Genomic DNA, 19,624 nt, shown 5'->3' with positions numbered 1-19,624 from the left:
CAGCTAGCTCCTGGTTCGATTGGCATTTCACCCCTAACCACAACTCATCCGCTGATTTTTCAACATCAGTCGGTGCGACCTCCACTTGGTGTTACCCAAGCTTCATCCCTGGCCCATGGTTAGATCACCAGGGTTCGGGTCTATAAACACTGATTATCGCCCTTTTCAGACTCGGTTTCCCTTTGGCTCCAGCATTCTCGCTTTAACCTACCAGTGCCTATAAGTCGCCGGCTCATTCTTCAACAGGCACGCGGTCAGACTTTAAATAGTCCTCCCACTGCTTGTAAGCTAACGGTTTCATGTTCTATTTCACTCCCCTTCCGGGGTTCTTTTCACCTTTCCCTCGCGGTACTGGTTCACTATCGGTCACACAGTAGTATTTAGCCTTACGAGGTGGTCCTCGCTGATTCACATGGGATTCCTCGTGCCCCATGCTACTCGGGATTCAGCTACTATCCTTTAACTTTCGACTACAGGACTTTCACCTTCTTTGGTGCAGTATTTAGCTGCTTCGTCTAGCCTCCAGATTCGATATCGCTGTCCCACTACCCCAATCGGTAAACCAATTGGTTTAGGCTCTTCCCCTTTCGCTCACCACTACTGAGGGAATCTCTGTTTTGATTTCTCTTCCTCCAGCTACTAAGATGTTTCAATTCGCTGGGTTGGCTCTCTCCTGCCTATATATTCAGCAGGTAGTATTAAGGGTTGCCCCATTCGGAAATCTCCGGATCTCTGTTTGCTTCCAACTCCCCGGAGCATATCGTCGGTAACCACGTCCTTCATCGCCTCTGTGTGCCTAGGTATCCACCGTTAGCCCTTATTAACTTGACCACTCAAACATTTGCTGTTCTACAAATTGCATTCACAAATAGTTAGTTCTGCTTACTTCGTCACTTCCTACTGATTTTACTCAGCACTCAGCACTCAGTACTCAGCACTAAAAAATGTCTGTGTCTGCCTGCTAATTTCGCGTTACTATGCAGTTTTCAAGGTTCTGGCTGAGAACTAACTCAGCAGTCTGACTCAATTAAGTCATGTTGCTGATTTCTCACTAGTTTTTCTGTTTTGGCAATCGCCACAGGTGGAGGTTAGCGGACTCGAACCGCTGACATCCTGCTTGCAAAGCAGGCGCTCTACCAACTGAGCTAAACCCCCAGATACAATTAAAAATTGATAATTAAAAATTAAAAATTGAATTTTCTTCATTTTTAATTTTGCATTTTACATTTTTAATTGATTCAGGTGGGCCATCCTGGACTCGAACCAGGGACCTCACCCTTATCAGGGGTGCGCTCTAACCACCTGAGCTAATAGCCCATATCGAACCAAATCATAGTTTGAAAGCTTTCAACAAATGTCTGCGACCGACCTAGGTTAGACCAACTTACTATCTATATAGCTGTATGCTTTTTGATATGTAAGGGGTGTAGGTCTCCCTAAAAAGGAGGTGATCCAGCCACACCTTCCGGTACGGCTACCTTGTTACGACTTCACCCCAGTCACCAGTCCTGCCTTAGGCATCCTCCCCCCCGAAAGGTTGGAGTAATGACTTCGGGCACTACCAGCTTCCATGGTGTGACGGGCGGTGTGTACAAGCGCCCTGGGAACGAATTCACTGCAGTATGCTGACCTGCAATTACTAGCGATTCCTCCTTCACGCAGGCGAGTTGCAGCCTGCGATCTGAACTGGCTCCGGTTTACGGGATTTGCTTGCATTCGCATGCTTGCTGCCCTCTGTCCGGAGCATTGTAGTACGTGTGTAGCCCAAGGCGTAAGGGGCATGCTGACTTGACGTCATCCCCACCTTCCTCCGGTTTGTCACCGGCAGTCTCTCTAGAGTGCCCAACTTAATGCTGGCAACTAAAAACGAGGGTTGCGCTCGTTGCGGGACTTAACCCAACATCTCACGACACGAGCTGACGACAGCCATGCACCACCTGTGTTCGCGCTCCCGAAGGCACTCCCAGCTTTCACCAGGATTCGCGACATGTCAAGCCTTGGTAAGGTTCTTCGCGTTGCATCGAATTAAACCACATACTCCACCGCTTGTGCGGGCTCCCCCGTCAATTCCTTTGAGTTTCACCGTTGCTTTAGCGTACTCCCCAGGCGGGATACTTAACGCGTTAGCTACGGCACGGCTCGGGTCGATACAAGCCACGCCTAGTATCCATCGTTTACGGCTAGGACTACTGGGGTATCTAATCCCATTCGCTCCCCCTAGCTTTCGTCCCTCAGTGTCAGTTGCGGCCTAGCAGAGCGCCTTCGCCACCTAGTGTTCTTCCCTGATCTCTACGCATTTCACCGCTACACCAGGAATTCCCTCTGCCCCGAACGCACTCTAGCCATGTAGTTTCCACTGCTCTTATCTAGTTGAGCTAGACTCTTTAACAGCAGACTTACATAGCCACCTGCGGACGCTTTACGCCCAATCATTCCGGATAACGCTTGCATCCTCCGTATTACCGCGGCTGCTGGCACGGAGTTAGCCGATGCTTATTCCTCAGGTACCGTCATTGTGTTCTTCCCTGAGAAAAGAGGTTTACGACCCAAGAGCCTTCCTCCCTCACGCGGTATTGCTCCGTCAGGCTTTCGCCCATTGCGGAAAATTCCCCACTGCTGCCTCCCGTAGGAGTCTGGGCCGTGTCTCAGTCCCAGTGTGGCTGATCGTCCTCTCAGACCAGCTACTGATCGTCGCCTAGGTAGTCCTTTACACTACCTACTAGCTAATCAGACGCGAGCTCATCTTCAGGCAGTTAACCTTTCACCTTGCGGCACATCCGGTATTAGCCACCGTTTCCAGTGGTTGTCCCAGACCTGAAGGCAGATTCTCACGCGTTACTCACCCGTCCGCCACTAAATCCCGAAGGATTTCGTTCGACTTGCATGTGTTAAGCATACCGCCAGCGTTCATCCTGAGCCAGGATCAAACTCTCCGTTTTGTATTGGAAAGCTCTATAGCTCAATTAGCTGCTCTTTTAAAACTTCAGCTTAGTTCTCTTTATTTGCTTGACGCAGGCCACTTGTTGTATAATGGCTTTCAAACTATAATATTTTCAAGGTTCGGTGTCCTTCAGGCGTCGCTCTTTCGCGCTCCGCTTCAGGCACTTATTCAATATAGCGAACCTACTTCATTGTGTCAACTACTTTTTCCAAAATATTTTTGGATTGTTTCTTAGTCCACTGAAACTGACTACAGTGCTGGGTTGTAGGCAACAATGGTTTATGCACTGTGTTGACTAAGGGTGGGTGAAGCGTGAATTTTCAGTCGGTAATAGCTTTATTGCATCAGTTTTGGGGCGATCGCGGTTGTCTTATTGCCCAGCCCTACGATATTGAAAAGGGGGCTGGTACTAAGAATCCCCATACATTTTTAAGAGCATTGGGGCCAGAACCGTGGGCAGTTGCCTACGTTGAACCATGTCGTCGCCCTACAGATGGGCGCTATGGCGAAAACCCGAATCGCTTCCAACACTATTATCAGTACCAAGTTTTGATTAAGCCATCACCAGATAATATTCAAGAGATATATCTGGATTCCTTGAGGGCTTTAGGCATCCGTCCTGAAGACCACGATATTAGGTTTGTTGAGGATAACTGGGAAGATGCAACGGTAGGAGCTTGGGGCACTGGGTGGGAAGTATGGTTAGATGGGATGGAAGTTACTCAATTTACCTACTTCCAACAGTGTGGAGGAATTGATTGCCGTCCGGTGTCGATTGAGATTACATACGGCTTAGAGCGGCTGACAATGTATCTCCAGCAAGTAGAAGCATTTACAAAGATTCAGTGGACAGACAACATTACTTATGGAGATGTTTTCCTGCAAAGTGAGATTGAGCAGTCTACTTATAACTTTGAAGCGTCGAATCCTGAGTTGCTACTGACGCTGTTTAGTTTGTATGAGCAGGAAGCTACCCAATTGACGGAGCGAGGATTGGTCTTGCCTAGCTTAGATTATGTAATGAAGTGTTCACACACATTTAATCTGCTGGATGCTAGAGGAGTGATTTCGGTGACAGAGAGAACTCGCTATATTGCCAGGATTCGGCATTTGGCTAGGAAGGTGGCTCATTTATATGTTGAGCAAAGGGAAAAATTAGGTTTTCCGTTGCTCAAAGATACTATGAGTTCAACAGGAAGCCCAAGATGCTAAAGGGTGCGGCTACACGGACTAAGTACAGCTTTGTGTGAAAGCATAGCGTTTTTAACTCAGGGAACGCAAAGGTACGCAGAGTCTTGCCAAATTTAATTTGCTACGACTTTGTGTTCTGTTTATCCGTGCTGTGCTGAGGTTTAAGCTAGATATATCTTTAATAATTTGGCTTTTGCTAAAAGACAGAAATACGGTTAAATATTGAGTCTAGAACATTAAAGCTATAAGGATAAGGCCCGCCTGTGCGGGCTTTGTTTGTATAAACTTGATGGACTATACTTCACCAGAAGCATAAAAAATTTTGGCTGTTGCTGATTAAAGAAATGAAAAGCTCACCCAGAGATGCTTGAAGCGCAGATAATAAGAGTTTGGAATATTTTATTTTTGAATTTTATAGCCAAATTCAGAAATCCGATTTTTCTCTATTGCTACCCTCATTATTTTTAAATCAGCTGCAAATTCAGGTTGTCAGGCGCTTTTACAAAAATCTTATGATTCAAGCTAGTGGTGTAATTATTTGTCTTGGCTACATTTTTGGATTGCTGTTTACAGCAGTTCCTTGGGGTGGTGTGTGGATTTTGGTTCTAGGGATAGTAGGAGCAGTTATCTTTAGAAGACGCACTATCCTACGGCAATTTGCTCAGAAACCAGAAAATGTTGGAAGTAAAAATAAGGCAGTGCCTAACACTTGGCAAACTATTCCCCGTCCTCGAATATGGCTAGCTGCTGGCTTGGTGGGATTATTGGCAACTCTATATTTTCAATGGCGAGTGCCGCAACCAGGTGCAAAAGATATTAGTCAGTTCGTTCCGCCTGGAAATAGCAGTAATCAAGAACAACTTGTGATTATTCGTGGTGAAGTGGCGAGTAATCCCCGCTTGACTCGCAGTCAGCGAGGACAATTTTGGCTGGAAGCGACTCAGCTAGATGAGGTCAAAAATGATAAAGGTTCAGCAAGTGTCCCACAAGGGGTGACAGGCAAATTGTATGTGACAGTGCCTATACTTCAAGCTACTGGGTTATACCCTAGTCAACAAGTCGCTGTGACTGGCATTTTGTATAAACCAAAGGCGGCTTCCAATCCTGGTGGTTTTGACTTTCAGAAGTTTCTTAAACAGGAAGGAACGTTTGCTGGTTTGATTGGGCGACAAATAAATGTTTTAGAGCAGGAACGGAAATGGGGATGGTGGCAAATTCGGGAGCGAATTGTGCGATCGCAAGTTCGTTGGTTGGGTGTCCCTGAAGGGCCTCTTGTCAGTGCAATGGTTTTAGGTAGCAAAGCTGTTGATTTACCCTACGATATCCGCGACTTGTTTGTACAAGCTGGATTAGCTCATGCTTTAGCAGCTTCTGGATTCCAAACTTCCTTGATTTTGAGTGTGATCTTGCAGTTAACGAGGCGGGCAAAAAAAGGAACCCAATTTACCCTTGGTTTTTTGGCTTTAATAATTTTTCTGAGCTTAACAGGTTTTCAGCCTGCGGTTCTCAGAGCGGTAATTATGGGTTTTGCGGCATTAGTAGGGCTGCTATTAAAAAGGAAGGTAAAACAGTTAGGTTCGCTACTATTGGCGGCAACTCTGTTATTAGTATTTAATCCTCTATGGATTTGGGATTTAGGCTTTCAATTGAGTTTTTTAGCAACGCTGGGATTAGTTGTAACAGTACCCGCATTAGTCAACCGCCTAGCGTGGCTACCACCTGCGATCGCTTCTTTGATTGCCGTTCCCCTCGCTGCAACTATTTGGACTTTACCTGTGCAACTTTTTGTCTTTGGGGTTGTACCATCCTACAGTTTATTACTAAATGTTCTTAGTACTCCCCTAGTTTCAATCATTAGTATAGGTGGCATCATTAGCGCCATAACAGCGTTAATCTGGACTCAGGCCGGAAGCTTTTTAGCTACTGTGTTGCATTACCCGACTGATTGGCTAATTAAACTAGTGGAATTTTTTAGCAAGCTGCCAGGAAATTCTGTAGCTGTAGGTAGTATATCTACTTGGCAGCTTCTGACAATTTATTTACTGATTCTAATGGTTTGGCTAGTGCCGTGGTGGCAGCGGCGGTGGTGGTTTGCTAATGTGATTGCGATTGGTTTAGTATTTATACCCCTTTGGCATTCTACAAATACATTGTTTAGGATAACTGTATTAGAATCTGGTACGGAACCAATTGTAGTAGTTCAAGATCGAGGTACTGTAACTGTAATTAATAGTGGTGATGAAGGTACAGGACGTTTCACAATTCTACCGTTTTTACAACAGCAGGGTGTCAATCAAATTAATTGGGCAATCGCAACTGATTTCCAAGGCAATGAAAGTAATGCTTGGTTTGAATTAATGCGACGTTTGCCAATCAAAAACTTTTATGAGTATTCCCCCAAATCAGAAAATTCTATTACAATTCAGGCAATTCAACAAGAACTACAAAAGAATCAAGGAGTTTATCAACCTTTAGCTGTTGGTCAAGCTGTGAAAGCTGGTTCGATAGTAGCACAATTAATCAACGACCAATTACCCATCTTACAATTGCAAATTTTAGATCAGAATTGGTTATTAGTAGGTAATGTTAAGTCTAAAGAGGTTCAACAACTAGTTAAAAATGGAAGTCTGCCTCGCCCACAAGTACTTTGGTGTGCCCCTGAATCCTTGAAAGATTTAGTTATTGCTCTGCAACCACAAGTAGCGATTGCTTCTTCTGCAAATTTTGATACAAAAGCTTTATATGAACTTAATCAAAGTAAAACAAAACTGTTCTTTACAGGACGAGATGGAGCTATTCAATGGACACCTAATGGTCAATTTGAAGCGTTTATTGAAGCAACAGAAAATAAATCATCTGTTTTATAAAAAGCTCATAAATTCAGTAAATTCAAACTGGTATCAAATTCTATGACAATCTATTTTTATAGCACTCGTGAAGAATATGGTTGTTTCTCTAACTTTTCGCCCCACGGCTTTCAATTAGATGAATTGTATTGGTCAACTAGCGAACACTACTTTCAAGCACAAAAGTTTGTGGGTACACTTCATGTAGAACAAATCCGTCTAGTTAAAACACCTAAAGATGCGGCAAAAATGGGACGTGAGAGAACCCGTCCCCTACGTCAAGATTGGGAACAAGTTAAAGACGACATCATGCGGCAAGCTGTGCTGTATAAATTTCAAACCCATACAGATATCAGGGATATCTTACTTTCCACAGGCAATGCAGAAATTGTTGAAAACTCACCGATCGATTTTTACTGGGGTTGCGGAGCCGATGGTAGTGGTAAAAATATGCTAGGAAAAATTTTAATGGAGGTACGAGAGATCCTACACCATACATACAATACAGATGTTGATAATAAAAATGTTAAATAATATTATTGCTATGAATATTTGCACCAGTATCGATTTTTAGAATCTAACTTGAAGCAGAGAGATAATTAAAGGTATGAAACTAAGATTACTAGGCTTAAATATTTAGTACTCTATTGCTATAAAAAATATTTTTATTAGCGATCGCTTCATTGGTAAACTCTTATCCATACTAAACTTAGGCTGTGGTAAGCCAGTCTGATGAAAGATATATCCTGTTTTTGGGAACAATAGATTTATCACCAGACTTAACAGGAAGGGGTTGATGCCTAAAGGTGCATGGAATGATAGATCAAAAAATACAGTTCCCCTGCAATTACCCATAACATACCTAAAACCAGTGAAGCGTAATACGATTACCCATGAATTTGACTCTGGTTCACAAGCAGAAATACTACCTCCACAGGAAAGTGATGATAATTCATCGGAAGCGTCAAACCTACTAAGGCAAGGAATTCAACAGCAGCAAGCTGGTGAATTAATAGTAGCGATGAAGTCTTTACAACAATCCTTGGGGCTGTTTCAAGAAGTTGGGGATTTGCAAAAACAGGCACAGGTACTTTCTTTTTTAGCACTGGTAACTTACAGCGCTGGAGACTACAAAGGTGCTATTTCCTACTCCCAACAGTGTCTGTCTTTGCTCAATAACACCTCAGATTTAGCAGTGCAAATGCAAGCACTTTCCCATTTAGGCAATGCATACCGCCACCTGAATGAACATAAAAAGGCAATTGAATTTCTGGAAAAGTGTTTAAAAATAACGAAGCAACTGCAAGATAAACGGAGTCAAGTGGCAGCACTGAATAATTTGGGATTGGTGTATAAAGCTTTGGGCAACTTTACACAGGCTATTGAGTATCAGCAGCAAAGCCTGGAGATTGTGCGGGAACTCAAAGATAACTGGGGTGAGGAACAGGTACTCAAGAATTTAGGTAATGCTTGGTATGCTTTGGATAATTACCCGAAAGCGATCGCCTATTATGAGCAGTGTGTAGTACTAGCACGCTCCTTAAAAAATGTTCGCAGTGCTTCTCAGGTATTGAAGAATTTGGGAAATGCTTGTTATGCCTTAGGTGATTATGCTAAAGCCATTAAGTATTATGAAGATCGGTTGCAATTATCCAAAGAAATTCAAGACAAACGCAGCGAGGAACAATCTTTAGGTAGTTTAGGAGTTGCTTGTGAAGCTTTGGGTGATTACAACAAAGCAATTACATATTATGAAGAACGTTTAGTGTTAGCTAGGAATATCAAAGACCGCCGCAGCGAAGAACAAGCTCTTGCCAGTCTGAGAGTTGCTTGCTACGCCTTGGGTGATTATGCCAAAGCTATGCAGTACCAGCAGGGAACATCTTCAAATAGTTAAAAAGCAAGCGAGGGAAACAATTCAAAATGACTCGCACTGGTCAATTCCTCCCATTGTCTTTTGTTGCTGGAGATATACAAGGACTTCTAATGTATCTACTTGGGGAAATTCTGTGTAAAAGTTACTCACACTCCGGAAGGGTTCGGGTGTTTCCAAAACTATTGTGCGATCGCCCCACTGTTCTAACCAGGGTAGCAATTTTTGTGGCGCTACTGGAGTACATAGCCAAACTGTTGCTGGAGAAAGCGCTTTGAGAGCAGTTGCCGCTACCGCTATTGTCATACCTGTAGCAATGCCATCATCAACTAAGATGAGCGTAGCGTCCTGTGTATTCACTTGGGGACAAGCAGAAATTAATTGAGCCTCAAGATACTTCGCTTGGTTGATGGCTTTATTTAAAGCCACTTCCCGCCACCGCCCATCATGTTTAAGACGAAGTAGCTTTTGATCAGTCCAGAGGACATTTCCAGAAGTAGTTACTGCACCAATTGCTAACTCTGGGTTTTCTGGATGGCTAATCTTTTTTGCTACGACAATTGTCAACGGACAATCTAAAAGACGTGCTATTGGTGCTGCTACTGGTACACCCCCTCTGGGCAAAGCATAAACAATTGGTATAGGCTTTACCCCAGAATCAATAGTTTGCTGAGTCAAAACATCATGGATTACTCGCGCTAATATCTCACCCGCATGGGTGCGATCGGCAAAAAGTGGGGTATATGACATGGTTTTCCCCAGCATCTTAGGACGGGATTGCTTTTATCATGACCGAATTTTGTCTCAAATTAACTGATACAATAAGATTTGTATAAATAATTAAGTATTCAGCAAAAGTCTATTTATCTTGATAAATCTCCAACCAAAGCGGTATTTAACTCAGATAAAACAGCTGGCGCTGATGCCAAAATCCTGATTTTCATGAGCAGCGAAACCCAACTCAGCCTCTTCGACGACTCAAGCTTTAACCAACGAGAACTGATTCCTACAGACGCGAAAATTGCGATCGCTCCAGGAACTTATTCCAGCATCACGGAGTTGACACAGGATTGCGATCGCTGTCACCGTTGTCCATTAGGGGACACTCGGACTCATGCGGTTGTTGGACGCGGTAATCTCAAAGCCCCAATTATGGTTATAGGAGAAGCGCCTGGTCAAAATGAAGATGAAACGGGTTTACCATTTGTGGGCAGATCAGGGCAGTTGTTAGAGAAAATTTTGGCATCAGTGAATCTGACTACTGATCATGATGTATACATTGCCAATATCAACAAATGTCGCCCACCAGATAATAGAGTTCCCACTCCTATAGAAGTGGCGGCTTGTTTACCCTACTTACTAGAACAAATTCGCTTAGTTGACCCCAAAATAATTCTGTTAACAGGTGCAACTGCTGTCAAAGGTATCACTGGCGATAAGCGAGGGATTACGAAAATTCGCGGTCAGTGGCTAGAGTGGGAAGGGCGGTTATGTATGCCAATTTTTCATCCTTCCTACTTGTTGCGTAACCCTTCTAAAGAAAGAGGTGCGCCGAAATGGTTGATGTGGCAGGATATCCAGGCTGTGCGTGCCAAGTTAGACGAAATCCAAAATAATAGCTAATGTGTTAAATTCGCTTAAATCATAGTGTATTTCACTAATTGCGATCGCCTATTTTCGATTGAAGTGGAAGCGATCGCATTTTTAGGTTTTCACTCCAATTAAGCAACATTTCTCTCTCGATTGCTTTTAACAGGCAACAACGGAAGCATTGCCATCTTCAACTATTTTTTATCCATTAAATTTCACTCCTAAGTCAATATTTAGAACTGCCTCAATCTTACGGATGATTCCTTCTGTTGCAGGCGCTCTCAAGTTTTCAGCCTCTAATTGATACCAATAGGCACGACTAATACCAGCCTCTCGGCAAATTTGTGTGAGAGACCGTCCATCTCTCTCTCTTGCCTGCTTCATCCGTTTTCCAATATCTGGAAAGTCCTGCACCACTTCCACTACTCGCTTAACTTGCACTACTGTCATACGGCTCAACTTCAAATCATGATTTTAGTGTAAGTTGTCTAAAAATAGTTGACAACTGTCTACAGACGGTAGACAATAATGGATGTAAATTTAGGATTGCGACAAAATATGATAAAAACCTGTAAGGTAATCTTCAGAGTTTTGATCTACTTCGATCCCAGCAATTACTTTAAATAGCTTGCTAATAGTCTCGATAATTTCAACCCATAATAAGGTTTTATAATGTTTTGCCATGTCTAAATACTTGTCGAGCAAAGCTCTGCACCATGTTAACTCTGTTGAAACTGCCTCGCCCAAGGAACTTCAACAACAGCTTAAGCTATTTTCAGAGAAGACAGGTTTCGTGTCGTCAGATGTGTTCGACTTAAGAAGTATTCGCCTACTGGTATCTCGGCTTCATGACATTCTCCGTGACAATGATAGCCAGAGCAATATCATCAGCCGCTTTGACGAAATCACGAAACTAGTCTTCGCCAAGATTATATCTGATAAAACTTACAACAGTGGAGCATCCACACCCTTCTCCCCTTCTGAACTTTCCGTAAATCCCTGCGTTGTCCGAAAATACTATCAGCACCTTTCACACCAGCACAGCAACCTTATTCCAAAACGGTTTAGTGAACTTGATTGCTCTGATAGTGCAATCATGAAATGTGTCTTAGCCCTTCAATCGTTCAATTTCACATCTACACAATTTGATGTGAAAGGATTGGCTTATGAAGAAATTGTTCGTAATACTTTTGGCAAAGGCGATCATCAACAATTTTTCACACCGCCTCATATTATTGATTTTATTGTTTCCGCTTGCCAGCCTTATATTAAAGGTGATATCTGTGATCCAGCATCCGGGACGGGTGGATTTCTCTGTAGCATTACAAGGCATCAAATAAATTATTCATCCCTTACAAGTATTGAGATTGACGAGCGACTCTCTTGGGTTTCGGGAATTAATATGCTTCTTCACGGAGCAAAAAACATTCGTACAGTGTTTCTTCCTTCTGGGGGAACGCTTGGTAATCAAGCTAAACAATTCTTTTCATGTTTTGATGCAATAATCACTAACCCCCCATTTGGCAGCGATTTTACTGAGTCTGATGTTTTAGAAACATTTGAATTAGGATTAGGTAAATCATCTCGTCGGCGTGGAATTCTCTTTATAGAACGTTGCCATGCTCTTTTACGTAAAAAGGGTACACTTGCCATAATTCTTGACGAGGGTGTTTTAAATTTGCCTCACGCAACTGACGTAAGACAGTTTATTATTAAAAACTTTGATCTAAAAGCTGTTATCAGTCTTCCTGAAACTGCATTCATGCCTTATGCTACCGTGAATGCCTCCATTTTAATAATGTCTAAAAAAACTTGTGCTGAGAATAGCAATCTTTCAGTATTTTTTGCTAAAGCAGATAAAGTTGGACGTAAAACAAGTGGCGATGAAGACATTCGTTATGACGAGGATGGGAAAAATTATCTTAATAGCGATCTTCCCTCTATATTAAATGCTTGGCACAAATACCTTCAAGAAGGCCAGGTTGATGAATCAGAAAATATCTATACTGCTGATATTTATTCTAATTTTGACAAAGAGAGAAATGGGTATCGAATAGATTTTCAGTATCATCACCCGTCTAGAATAAAAAGCCAACAATTAATTGCTACTTGTATTTATCCATTAAAACGTTTAGCCGATATTTGTGCAGAAAGGAATGTATCTATTTCTCCATGTAAAGAACTCTCAAGTGCAATTATTCGGTATACAGGGTTGGCAAATATTGAATCAAATACTGGACAATTTGAACAAGTTCCAACTCCATCTGACTCATTGAAAAGCTCAGTCAAGATGTACCAACCTAGTGATATAGTTTTTGCAAAAATGCGTCCTAACCTGCGAAAGGTTGCATTAATGAGTTTTGCAGAACCAGGTTTTGTCTCGTCAGAATGTTCAGTTTTTGCTGTCAATAAAGCATCTGATGGCACATATCTAATTGACCCTCTTATACTAAGCGTTTTACTTAGGTCAGACTTTGTTTATGGGCAAATTATGCATTTGGTAGCAGGTATTGGCCGTCTGAGAATTAACTCAAAGGAATTGTTGCAAGTAATGATTCCACTTCCACCTAAAGATGTTCAAGAGGAAATTCGCCGTCAGTATTTGAGTCAGCACCAAAAAATAGAGAATCTCAAATCGGATATTGGAAGCTTTTTAGACCGCTCTCAATTAATGCTCACATCGTCGGTACAAGAACTGGTTTGTTCTTTTATTGGAAGCCCAAAGACATCCTCCACGAGAATGAGCGAGTTGGTTGGCAATCAGATGAAGTTTGCTTCTTATTAAGCTCTGCTGTTTCAACAAAGAAAAAACAAAATTTAGTTCTCAGCCAGCTAAGAGTCAGCAAAGTTTACTTACTTACAGATAAATATGCTTGGAGAGAATTTGAGTATAAAAAAGGAAAATTGACATTAAAGCGAACAGGAAAAAAACCAAAGCGACTTATTCAAGGGAATCAAACTCCGTAGATTCAAGTTCAGCAGATTCAGGTTCATCTGGATCAAGCCGGAAATTAATAACTGATTGGCAGAATTGAAATACCCATTCGTTGAACTCCAAGCCTGAACAATGATTTATAAAGAGGGTTATCTGTTCGACAGGTAATGTAGCAACTAACGTTTTCTCAAAGTTGTATAACTCGCATTTGCTTAAATCACTGTCTTTAGGCAGGACATGAAAGAAGTACCCGCCTCGGTTAGTGTGTCCCTCTGTACTACGAATGCAGATACTAGCTCCCTTTTGTCGCTCCCTCAAAATGTTTGAAACTTGATCTATAGAAATTGGAGTATCCGTATCAATGCTGACTAAAGGAGAAAAGGGAATATCTTCAAACTTCTTCTTTGGCATCTAAATTATTTGTCTAATTGGGTCTGTCTCAATAAGTGGATATTCTCTTAAAAGAGATAACCTGAAAATTTAGCGCTCTGCTAGGATTTAAATTACTTAGCAGTCTTTTTCAAACCTTGCCATCTTTCTCGCAGTCGCTTCAAGTTAGGCGTATGATCACCATAACGCCAGCCAACATAGGCTTGGCTAATCTCATCTATTACCTCAGCAGTTGCAGGGGCGTGATGCTGGTATGAGACTCTGGCATACTCTAAAGGTGTTTGTGCTGGATGCTTACCCAAACCTTTTTGGGTTGTCCATTGCAGCATTTGTTGATACAGGCTTTCCATTGCTGGCAATTTCTTTAACCATCGACGATTGCGCCACTGTCGCCACTGACCCCAACCCAGCCAAGCGAAAAAAGCCGTTGTAGTACCCACAATTAAGCCAGTCAATACGCCAAACCAACCTTGAGAAAATAAAGCGATAAACCAAGCGATCGCTCTAATCACCCACCTAAATATTGTCTCAAATACATTATTCAAAAAACCTGTCACCGGAGAAGGCAACCATCCAGCAACCCAATTCCACAATTGGCGCAAGACACTAAAAGTCTGAGTGTCTTCAATAGATGGGGGAATCAGGGGATGATTGGGAATGGGGTCAAAGGCAAACCAACCATATTTAGGAAAATACACTTCCGTCATCGCATAAGCGTCAGTATTACGGACAATATACAGCCCTGTAAATGGATTAAACTGTCCAGGACTAAACCCCGCTACTAATCGTGCTGGAATGCCAATGGAGCGCAGCATCACCGTGAGAACTGTCGAAAAGTGGTCTGGATATCCTCCTTTATACTTGAACAAAAAAGCCTCTACCAAGTCTTCTTTTTCACTTAAATAAGGCAGTTCTAAGGGATTTTGGGGAACAGAGTAGTTTTGCTTTAGGTATTGAGCTAAGTAGAGAGCCTTTTCATAGGGTGAATCTAGGCTTTTAGAAGACTTTGCGACTCGTTCACGATTGTAGTTGGCGAGGATTTCTTCGGTGCGTTGACGGACTTTTTCCGAAATTTCGGGAGGAATTTGCAGATAATGCTTCTTAATCTGTTGCGGGTATTTTGTAGAAGCTTGACCTAATAAAGTGCGATCGCGGTATGGTACTTCGGAAATTACAGTGTAGGTGAGTCCTTCTGATAATTCCACAGGCGATCGCAATCCGTCTTCTTTATCAACTGCGATCATCGGTGTGGGAAAGTAAATCTCTTTGGGATAAGCCATCGTTGGAATTAGATTAGGCAAATCCGCTACTACTGTATAAGTTTGTACTATCTCCTGGGTTTTAGTATTAATCAGAGGTGGGGGAAGAAAAATTTGGTAAGACCAAGGCGATCGCCTGATAGTCGTAACATCTTCATTCCGAGAAACTTCCCATCCCTTACCTGTATAACGGTCAAATCCTAGCACCCGCCAAAAACCCTCAGCTTGCGATCGCACCCGCATCACAACTTTAGGTTTCATCTCGCCACGCAGGTTTTGATTAATTTGGCTATTAAAACCGTAATAAAAGTTATTATCTACTTTTCCTGGTTGACCAGCTTGGTTTTGCCTCGTACCACCGCTACCACCGCCTTGACCATTACCATTGCCTTCGCGGACATAACCGGGATTAATGATACTACGTCCTGTAAAATTACCTTTTACTTGAATAGCAGAACTTACAGGAAAATTCCGTAATTGATAGCCAGGGAATCTGGGTAAAACAGCAAAAATTGCCAGTCCCAGACCGACAATTAGCAAAAAATTCAGAATTAAAAATTTAAAATTAAGAGTTGAGGAATTATTCTTATTGAATTTTTCCTTTTGAGTTTTTAATGGTTGCAAACCCAAGCGTGAGCGGTAATCTAATACTAAAGTTGGTAAAGCGATCGCTAAAAACAACAGCAACACAGGTGCAAATGCTAAAGTCTGACTTAGCGTTGCTGCCACACCCAATAAAATCAGTCCTATAACAATTGAATAGCCCAAATTTTTGCGGCGGGGTGTATCAAAGCTATGCAACACCTGGAGTTGAATTAATAACTCTGCCAAACTCAACCGCGTATCATTTAACTCCCCCACTAATCGCCCAAAAAAAGCACCCAGTGCTACTAACATTCCGATGGCGATGCAGAACTTAACTGCAACATTGCGATCGCAGCGACGATAGTAACTCCAAATCGCGCCTACTACACTTAGGGGTAACGCCCAAAAACTAAATGAAGTCTCAGCTGCGATATCCGTCGCCACAATTCCCAAAATAACCAACGCTAGCACTAGCACCCGCAAGGAAATTGAATCTTCTACTTCTATCAAATGCGACCCCTGCGGATTTTGCGGCCAGAAATTACCTACAGGGAGACGCCAAAACCGATTCATCCTGGATAAGTTAAACATTTGAGTCTAATGGAAGCAATTATGTAGATGCGACAGACACAATGCGGGGGACGTCATTAGCCACCTACTACTGTGTCAAAAAAATGATAGATAGGGGGAGATCGGCGAAGCAAGAAGATACGGAGAGAGAGACGTGGAGACACGGAGAAATGATCAAATTTCTCCGTGTCCTTGTGTCTTTGTAATAACTGCTTCTCGTAGACACCCTAATGACCGCTTGTTGAAAAATAGGATGAGCTTCAAAACTAGGAAAATCCTCTTAATATATGTCGGCGTTGGGCGACGTAGTGTGCTAGCGGTGGTAATTTAAACTAAATCGCGGGATTAATGACGAACAACAATGGCTGTTGATCTATTTCTGGAAACTCAACTTCTAGGGTATAAGTTGGGTTAAGTTGTTCGCAGCTTAACTCTACACTTAAGTATTCTGAAGTTGAAGATGTTGCCATTGCTAATGTGCCACTTCCTCGCAGCGTTAAAGTTCCTTTAACTGGTAACTCGGCTTGAACAAGTAACTTCGTAAGTTTACCTAGAGACTGATACTCTACTCTGATGTTCAAAGTACCAACACTGGTTAGCCATTCTCTTTCTACCACTGGACTGGTTGCTGAAAGTGGTAGAGTCAGATTTTCCAGCAGTTGTTTAGCTGCTAGCAACGACAAAGCCATCTGTTGACGCGGTTGTAAATCTGAGTAATCGCTCTGAATAGTGGGCATTGTCTCCAGAGTATTTACAGAGCGATAGGTGCTTCTTAGCACCAATCCAGCTATGTCATTTAGTGCTTGAGACTCGTTGGGAAAAAAGTTCTCCACCACTTGAACTAATTTTGCCCCCAACGGCACTGAAGATGTCACCAAAGCCTGACACTGTTCTAGCAATTGTTGGAAAACTCTTTCCGGTAAGCGAGTCGGTAAGTTCAACTTTGACTGTTGTACCATCCATCCCCACGTAGGAACGAGTGTCATTGAAGGCTCATCAACAAAATCAGGATATTCGATTAATTGTGTTTCCCAAGGAAACAACGGTGGGTGGTCTTGGGCTTGGATTTGTAACCGATGCTTAAGGACGGCTTGAAAACGATCTTGCACAGTAGGAATTTCTCCCAATTGAAAGGCCTGGGGTGTTCCTCCCAATTTTGGCTCACTGCTTTTTGAAGCAGTGGCTTCTTTGAGGAGGTTTTTTACCCCGTCATTTTCCTCACATTCTACCGATTGCTCGTTATTTTTGACATCATCTGTCAATAACCAACCGAGACACTGGTGTTGTAAGGATTCTGAGTCACTATTCATGAGTAGATGCACCTGATCCGGAAACTAATGAGTTACGAATTTCCCAAGCTTGCTCAAGAATCTTAAACCATCGCTTTTGAAGTTGTGCCATTGACAGCCCTAAAGTTTTTGCTATTTTTTCATCAGCTTGTCCTTGTTGCTTCAACTCTAATAAAGACCGTTGCTTATTGTCCAGCTGTGCTGTATATACTTGCCATTGCTGGGGAGTTAAGCCCAAATTGGTGTGTAAAGAAGCTTCCAGCCACTCGTGAACTAATTCCCAACGGTGTAACAAGGCAAACCGAATCAAATGATACTTAAAGCGCTGCTGCAAATAATCTCTCTGACGAGGAGTTAAACCTAAAATCGACTCAATTTCCTGTGCTGATAAATCCTGGAGGCGGAGGGAAAAGTAATCAGCACAGTCAGATTGTTGCCGTTGTTCGAGATAATTCATTAATTCCGTAACGACAACGGAGCGCAAGGTGTCTTCTTCGGGTTCGGGTTCAGCTTGCGTCGCCATTGTGGAGCGCAATTGATGCACTGCTGGTTCTTCCCAAGAACCATCACCTTCATTATTGCTACCTTCTGCGGCTTGTTCTATATCTACACTAGTTTCCGGGGGCTGCTGTTGGGAAAAAGTTTGTGCCCGGAGGATAATTAGCTGCTGCTGACGGCCTGGTAAAGGAATGCGTCGCTTGCCGTAGCGCTCGGTAAATGCCATATACTCGGACAATTCCAAGAGTGTCTGAGGGCGATAAGTAGCACCGAGTTGATTTTCTCGCCGGAAAGCATTCAACGCTTCCAGATAAAAACTCTGGAGAAAATCTTCAATTATGGTCAGCCGCCCTTGATAGCTCAATTGTCTCTGAGGCGGATTAATGTATCGATAAATAATTGCACTCAGAGTACTGTGTAATTCTACCCTGCCCCGATTTGAACCCAACTGATAGTATCTGAGACATTGTTGCAGCCGATGCCGAGCCAGAGTCATTGCCGAGCTTTCTACAGACCCAGAAGCTTGAATACGTTTGCTTTCATGACAAATCCGGTAGACTTCGGTAGTAATACGTGTTGCGACATCGTGGCAATTTTTTTCCGAAGCTTTAGTTGACTGCTGAAACTCCTTGGACAGGAGTTGAAAGATCACCTCCACGCCTTTAGAATTGTCTCCCAGAATAGTTGCAGATGGAATAGTTGCGGTTGCGGCTGAATTCATAGTCTCGGTTTTCAAAAGACCCTAAGTATTTAAATACAACCTGTACGACTGTGGGTATTGGCTTTTTGAGTTTTACGTATAAGCTAAACGCAGACCAATCCGACATTGAGGATGTGGCTGATTTTATTATTCCCAACTTTGATGGGATTGTTCACACTTTGATAGATGTTATTGCCATTACCCAGGAGCCGTATACAAGTCATTATGGATTTAGAAGCACAAATTCAATTGCTGATTGACAATGCACCCCGCGATGGTATAACACCAAATCTGATTGCAGCAATTGCTCCTGCTCTTAGAGCGATCGCTCAAAAATTACGCTACTCCCAGTACTATATTCTCCAAAATTCGGAGTCAAGCTGGGTTTTAACTACATTGAGCAATCGTGCTAATCCAGGATTGGAAAAGCGTGTGATTTACGCTTTCCCTACCATACAGGATGTCTCTCTAATTTCCCCTGCTGGGCTTGACCCTCAAATGCTAGCTAAAATTGTTCCCGTCACCCATATTTTGTTTCAATTGGTGGCATTAGAACCCGTAGAGAGTATCGTTTTTTTGGAGACGCCGGGTAAGACCACTCATACCGTTGAAGTTCGGCGTTCTGAACTAGAAAAACTCATGCAACAACAGTTGCGACAACAGCGATCGCCAAAACAGATACCCCCTGATATTGCATAGAAAAAATTTGGATGTGAGATTTTTTAAATACAATCCCACATCCAAATTTTTAAATCTAAAATTCATTGAGAAAAGTTTTCTAAGTTGAGAAGAAAAGAATTTTTTTTCTTTCCCTTACACCATGTTGCTGGCTCAACCTTGGTGAAACCTAAAATTGGTTAATAAACAGTTATCAGTGAACATTTTTTAGTTTTAGTTTTCCAGTAAACCAGAGTTTATTCGTGAAATGTCCTCGACCCACAAATATTACCTCCCTAA

13 protein-coding genes, 2 tRNA genes and 2 rRNA genes (1 of these 17 cut by a window edge) are annotated in these 19,624 nt (G+C 42.5%); 7 read left to right on the top strand and 10 right to left on the bottom strand.

The window, feature by feature from the left end:
* The 4 genes from HUN01_RS24035 to HUN01_RS24020 form a co-directional block, all read right to left on the bottom strand.
* Window positions 1-831 (bottom strand): 23S ribosomal RNA (locus HUN01_RS24035); it reaches 2,066 nt to the left of the window's first position.
* Window positions 832-1,082: 251 nt separating this feature from the next.
* A tRNA-Ala gene (locus tag HUN01_RS24030) sits at window positions 1,083-1,155 on the bottom strand.
* Window positions 1,156-1,243: 88 nt separating this feature from the next.
* Window positions 1,244-1,317: transfer RNA gene (locus HUN01_RS24025), tRNA-Ile, on the bottom strand.
* A gap of 123 nt (window positions 1,318-1,440) precedes the next feature.
* Window positions 1,441-2,939 (bottom strand): 16S ribosomal RNA (locus HUN01_RS24020).
* Together the 16S and 23S rRNA genes with 2 tRNA genes alongside form the textbook arrangement of a ribosomal RNA operon.
* A 314-nt stretch (window positions 2,940-3,253) precedes the next feature.
* On the opposite strand from HUN01_RS24020, the gene glyQ reads away from it, so the two are divergent.
* The 4 genes from glyQ to HUN01_RS24000 all read left to right on the top strand — a co-directional run bounded on the left by glyQ (window position 3,254) and on the right by HUN01_RS24000 (window position 8,875).
* Window positions 3,254-4,153: a glycine--tRNA ligase subunit alpha gene (gene glyQ, locus HUN01_RS24015; RefSeq protein ID WP_181928289.1), complete on the top strand. Its 900-nt coding sequence runs from the start codon at window positions 3,254-3,256 to the stop codon at window positions 4,151-4,153.
* A 491-nt stretch (window positions 4,154-4,644) separates the two neighbouring features.
* Window positions 4,645-6,999 carry a ComEC/Rec2 family competence protein gene (locus HUN01_RS24010; RefSeq protein ID WP_181928288.1) on the top strand — a complete coding sequence of 785 codons (2,355 nt, stop codon included), beginning with the start codon at window positions 4,645-4,647 and terminating at the stop codon, window positions 6,997-6,999.
* Window positions 7,000-7,041: 42 nt separating this feature from the next.
* Window positions 7,042-7,512, top strand: a complete 471-nt coding sequence (locus HUN01_RS24005; protein ID WP_181928287.1) for an NADAR family protein — start codon at window positions 7,042-7,044, stop codon at window positions 7,510-7,512.
* Window positions 7,513-7,774: 262 nt separating this feature from the next.
* The gene (locus HUN01_RS24000; protein ID WP_181928286.1) at window positions 7,775-8,875 is read left to right on the top strand and encodes a tetratricopeptide repeat protein; all 1,101 of its coding nucleotides are present in this window, start codon (window positions 7,775-7,777) and stop codon (window positions 8,873-8,875) included.
* Between the two features lie 21 nt (window positions 8,876-8,896).
* On the opposite strand, the gene HUN01_RS23995 is transcribed toward HUN01_RS24000, so the two are convergent.
* On the bottom strand, window positions 8,897-9,601 hold the full coding sequence (locus HUN01_RS23995; protein ID WP_181928285.1) for a phosphoribosyltransferase: 705 nt from the start codon (window positions 9,599-9,601) through the stop codon (window positions 8,897-8,899).
* 192 nt (window positions 9,602-9,793) lie between these two features.
* Here HUN01_RS23995 and HUN01_RS23990 point away from each other — a divergent pair, with 192 nt between their 5' ends.
* Window positions 9,794-10,474 (top strand): uracil-DNA glycosylase, encoded by a 681-nt coding sequence (locus HUN01_RS23990; protein ID WP_181928284.1) that lies wholly within the window; start codon window positions 9,794-9,796, stop codon window positions 10,472-10,474.
* Between the two features lie 168 nt (window positions 10,475-10,642).
* Here HUN01_RS23990 and HUN01_RS23985 read toward each other — a convergent pair whose 3' ends face one another.
* A complete protein-coding gene (locus tag HUN01_RS23985; RefSeq protein WP_181928283.1) occupies window positions 10,643-10,891 on the bottom strand; it encodes a helix-turn-helix domain-containing protein in 249 nt (82 codons plus the stop codon).
* Window positions 10,892-11,123: 232 nt separating this feature from the next.
* Between HUN01_RS23985 and HUN01_RS23980 the strand changes: the two genes are divergently transcribed.
* Window positions 11,124-13,226, top strand: coding sequence for an N-6 DNA methylase (locus HUN01_RS23980; RefSeq protein ID WP_181928282.1), 2,103 nt, complete (start codon window positions 11,124-11,126; stop codon window positions 13,224-13,226).
* A gap of 156 nt (window positions 13,227-13,382) precedes the next feature.
* Here HUN01_RS23980 and HUN01_RS23975 read toward each other — a convergent pair whose 3' ends face one another.
* From HUN01_RS23975 to hetZ, 4 genes are all read right to left on the bottom strand, one after another.
* Window positions 13,383-13,787: a hypothetical protein gene (locus HUN01_RS23975; protein WP_181928281.1), complete on the bottom strand. Its 405-nt coding sequence runs from the start codon at window positions 13,785-13,787 to the stop codon at window positions 13,383-13,385.
* Between the two features lie 92 nt (window positions 13,788-13,879).
* A complete protein-coding gene (locus HUN01_RS23970) occupies window positions 13,880-16,183 on the bottom strand; it encodes a transglutaminase TgpA family protein (protein WP_181928280.1) in 2,304 nt (767 codons plus the stop codon).
* 329 nt (window positions 16,184-16,512) lie between these two features.
* Window positions 16,513-17,490: a PatU gene (locus tag HUN01_RS23965; protein ID WP_181928279.1), complete on the bottom strand. Its 978-nt coding sequence runs from the start codon at window positions 17,488-17,490 to the stop codon at window positions 16,513-16,515.
* Window positions 17,483-18,688, bottom strand: a complete 1,206-nt coding sequence (gene hetZ, locus HUN01_RS23960; RefSeq protein ID WP_181928278.1) for a heterocyst differentiation protein HetZ — start codon at window positions 18,686-18,688, stop codon at window positions 17,483-17,485. Before hetZ ends, HUN01_RS23965 begins: the two co-directional genes overlap by 8 nt.
* 204 nt (window positions 18,689-18,892) lie before the next feature.
* Here hetZ and HUN01_RS23955 point away from each other — a divergent pair, with 204 nt between their 5' ends.
* Complete coding sequence (locus HUN01_RS23955) at window positions 18,893-19,366, top strand: hypothetical protein (RefSeq protein ID WP_181928277.1); 474 nt, start codon at window positions 18,893-18,895, stop codon at window positions 19,364-19,366.
* Window positions 19,367-19,624: the final 258 nt, after the last annotated feature.

It is taken from the genome of Nostoc edaphicum CCNP1411 (genome assembly GCF_014023275.1).
In the GTDB taxonomy this organism is placed as follows: domain Bacteria; phylum Cyanobacteriota; class Cyanobacteriia; order Cyanobacteriales; family Nostocaceae; genus Nostoc; species Nostoc edaphicum_A.
This window is presented reverse-complemented; position numbering and strand designations above follow the sequence as displayed.

Coding starts and splice junctions, on each gene's coding strand:
- HUN01_RS24010 (WP_181928288.1), top strand. CDS start 4,645: ATGATTCAAGCTAGTGGTGTAATTATTTGTCTTGGCTACATTTTTGGA.
- HUN01_RS24005 (WP_181928287.1), top strand. CDS start 7,042: ATGACAATCTATTTTTATAGCACTCGTGAAGAATATGGTTGTTTCTCT.
- HUN01_RS24000 (WP_181928286.1), top strand. CDS start 7,775: ATGCCTAAAGGTGCATGGAATGATAGATCAAAAAATACAGTTCCCCTG.
- HUN01_RS23995 (WP_181928285.1), bottom strand. CDS start 9,601: ATGTCATATACCCCACTTTTTGCCGATCGCACCCATGCGGGTGAGATA.
- HUN01_RS23990 (WP_181928284.1), top strand. CDS start 9,794: ATGAGCAGCGAAACCCAACTCAGCCTCTTCGACGACTCAAGCTTTAAC.
- HUN01_RS23985 (WP_181928283.1), bottom strand. CDS start 10,891: ATGACAGTAGTGCAAGTTAAGCGAGTAGTGGAAGTGGTGCAGGACTTT.
- HUN01_RS23980 (WP_181928282.1), top strand. CDS start 11,124: ATGTCTAAATACTTGTCGAGCAAAGCTCTGCACCATGTTAACTCTGTT.
- HUN01_RS23975 (WP_181928281.1), bottom strand. CDS start 13,787: ATGCCAAAGAAGAAGTTTGAAGATATTCCCTTTTCTCCTTTAGTCAGC.
- HUN01_RS23970 (WP_181928280.1), bottom strand. CDS start 16,183: ATGAATCGGTTTTGGCGTCTCCCTGTAGGTAATTTCTGGCCGCAAAAT.
- HUN01_RS23965 (WP_181928279.1), bottom strand. CDS start 17,490: ATGAATAGTGACTCAGAATCCTTACAACACCAGTGTCTCGGTTGGTTA.
- hetZ (WP_181928278.1), bottom strand. CDS start 18,688: ATGAATTCAGCCGCAACCGCAACTATTCCATCTGCAACTATTCTGGGA.
- HUN01_RS23955 (WP_181928277.1), top strand. CDS start 18,893: ATGGATTTAGAAGCACAAATTCAATTGCTGATTGACAATGCACCCCGC.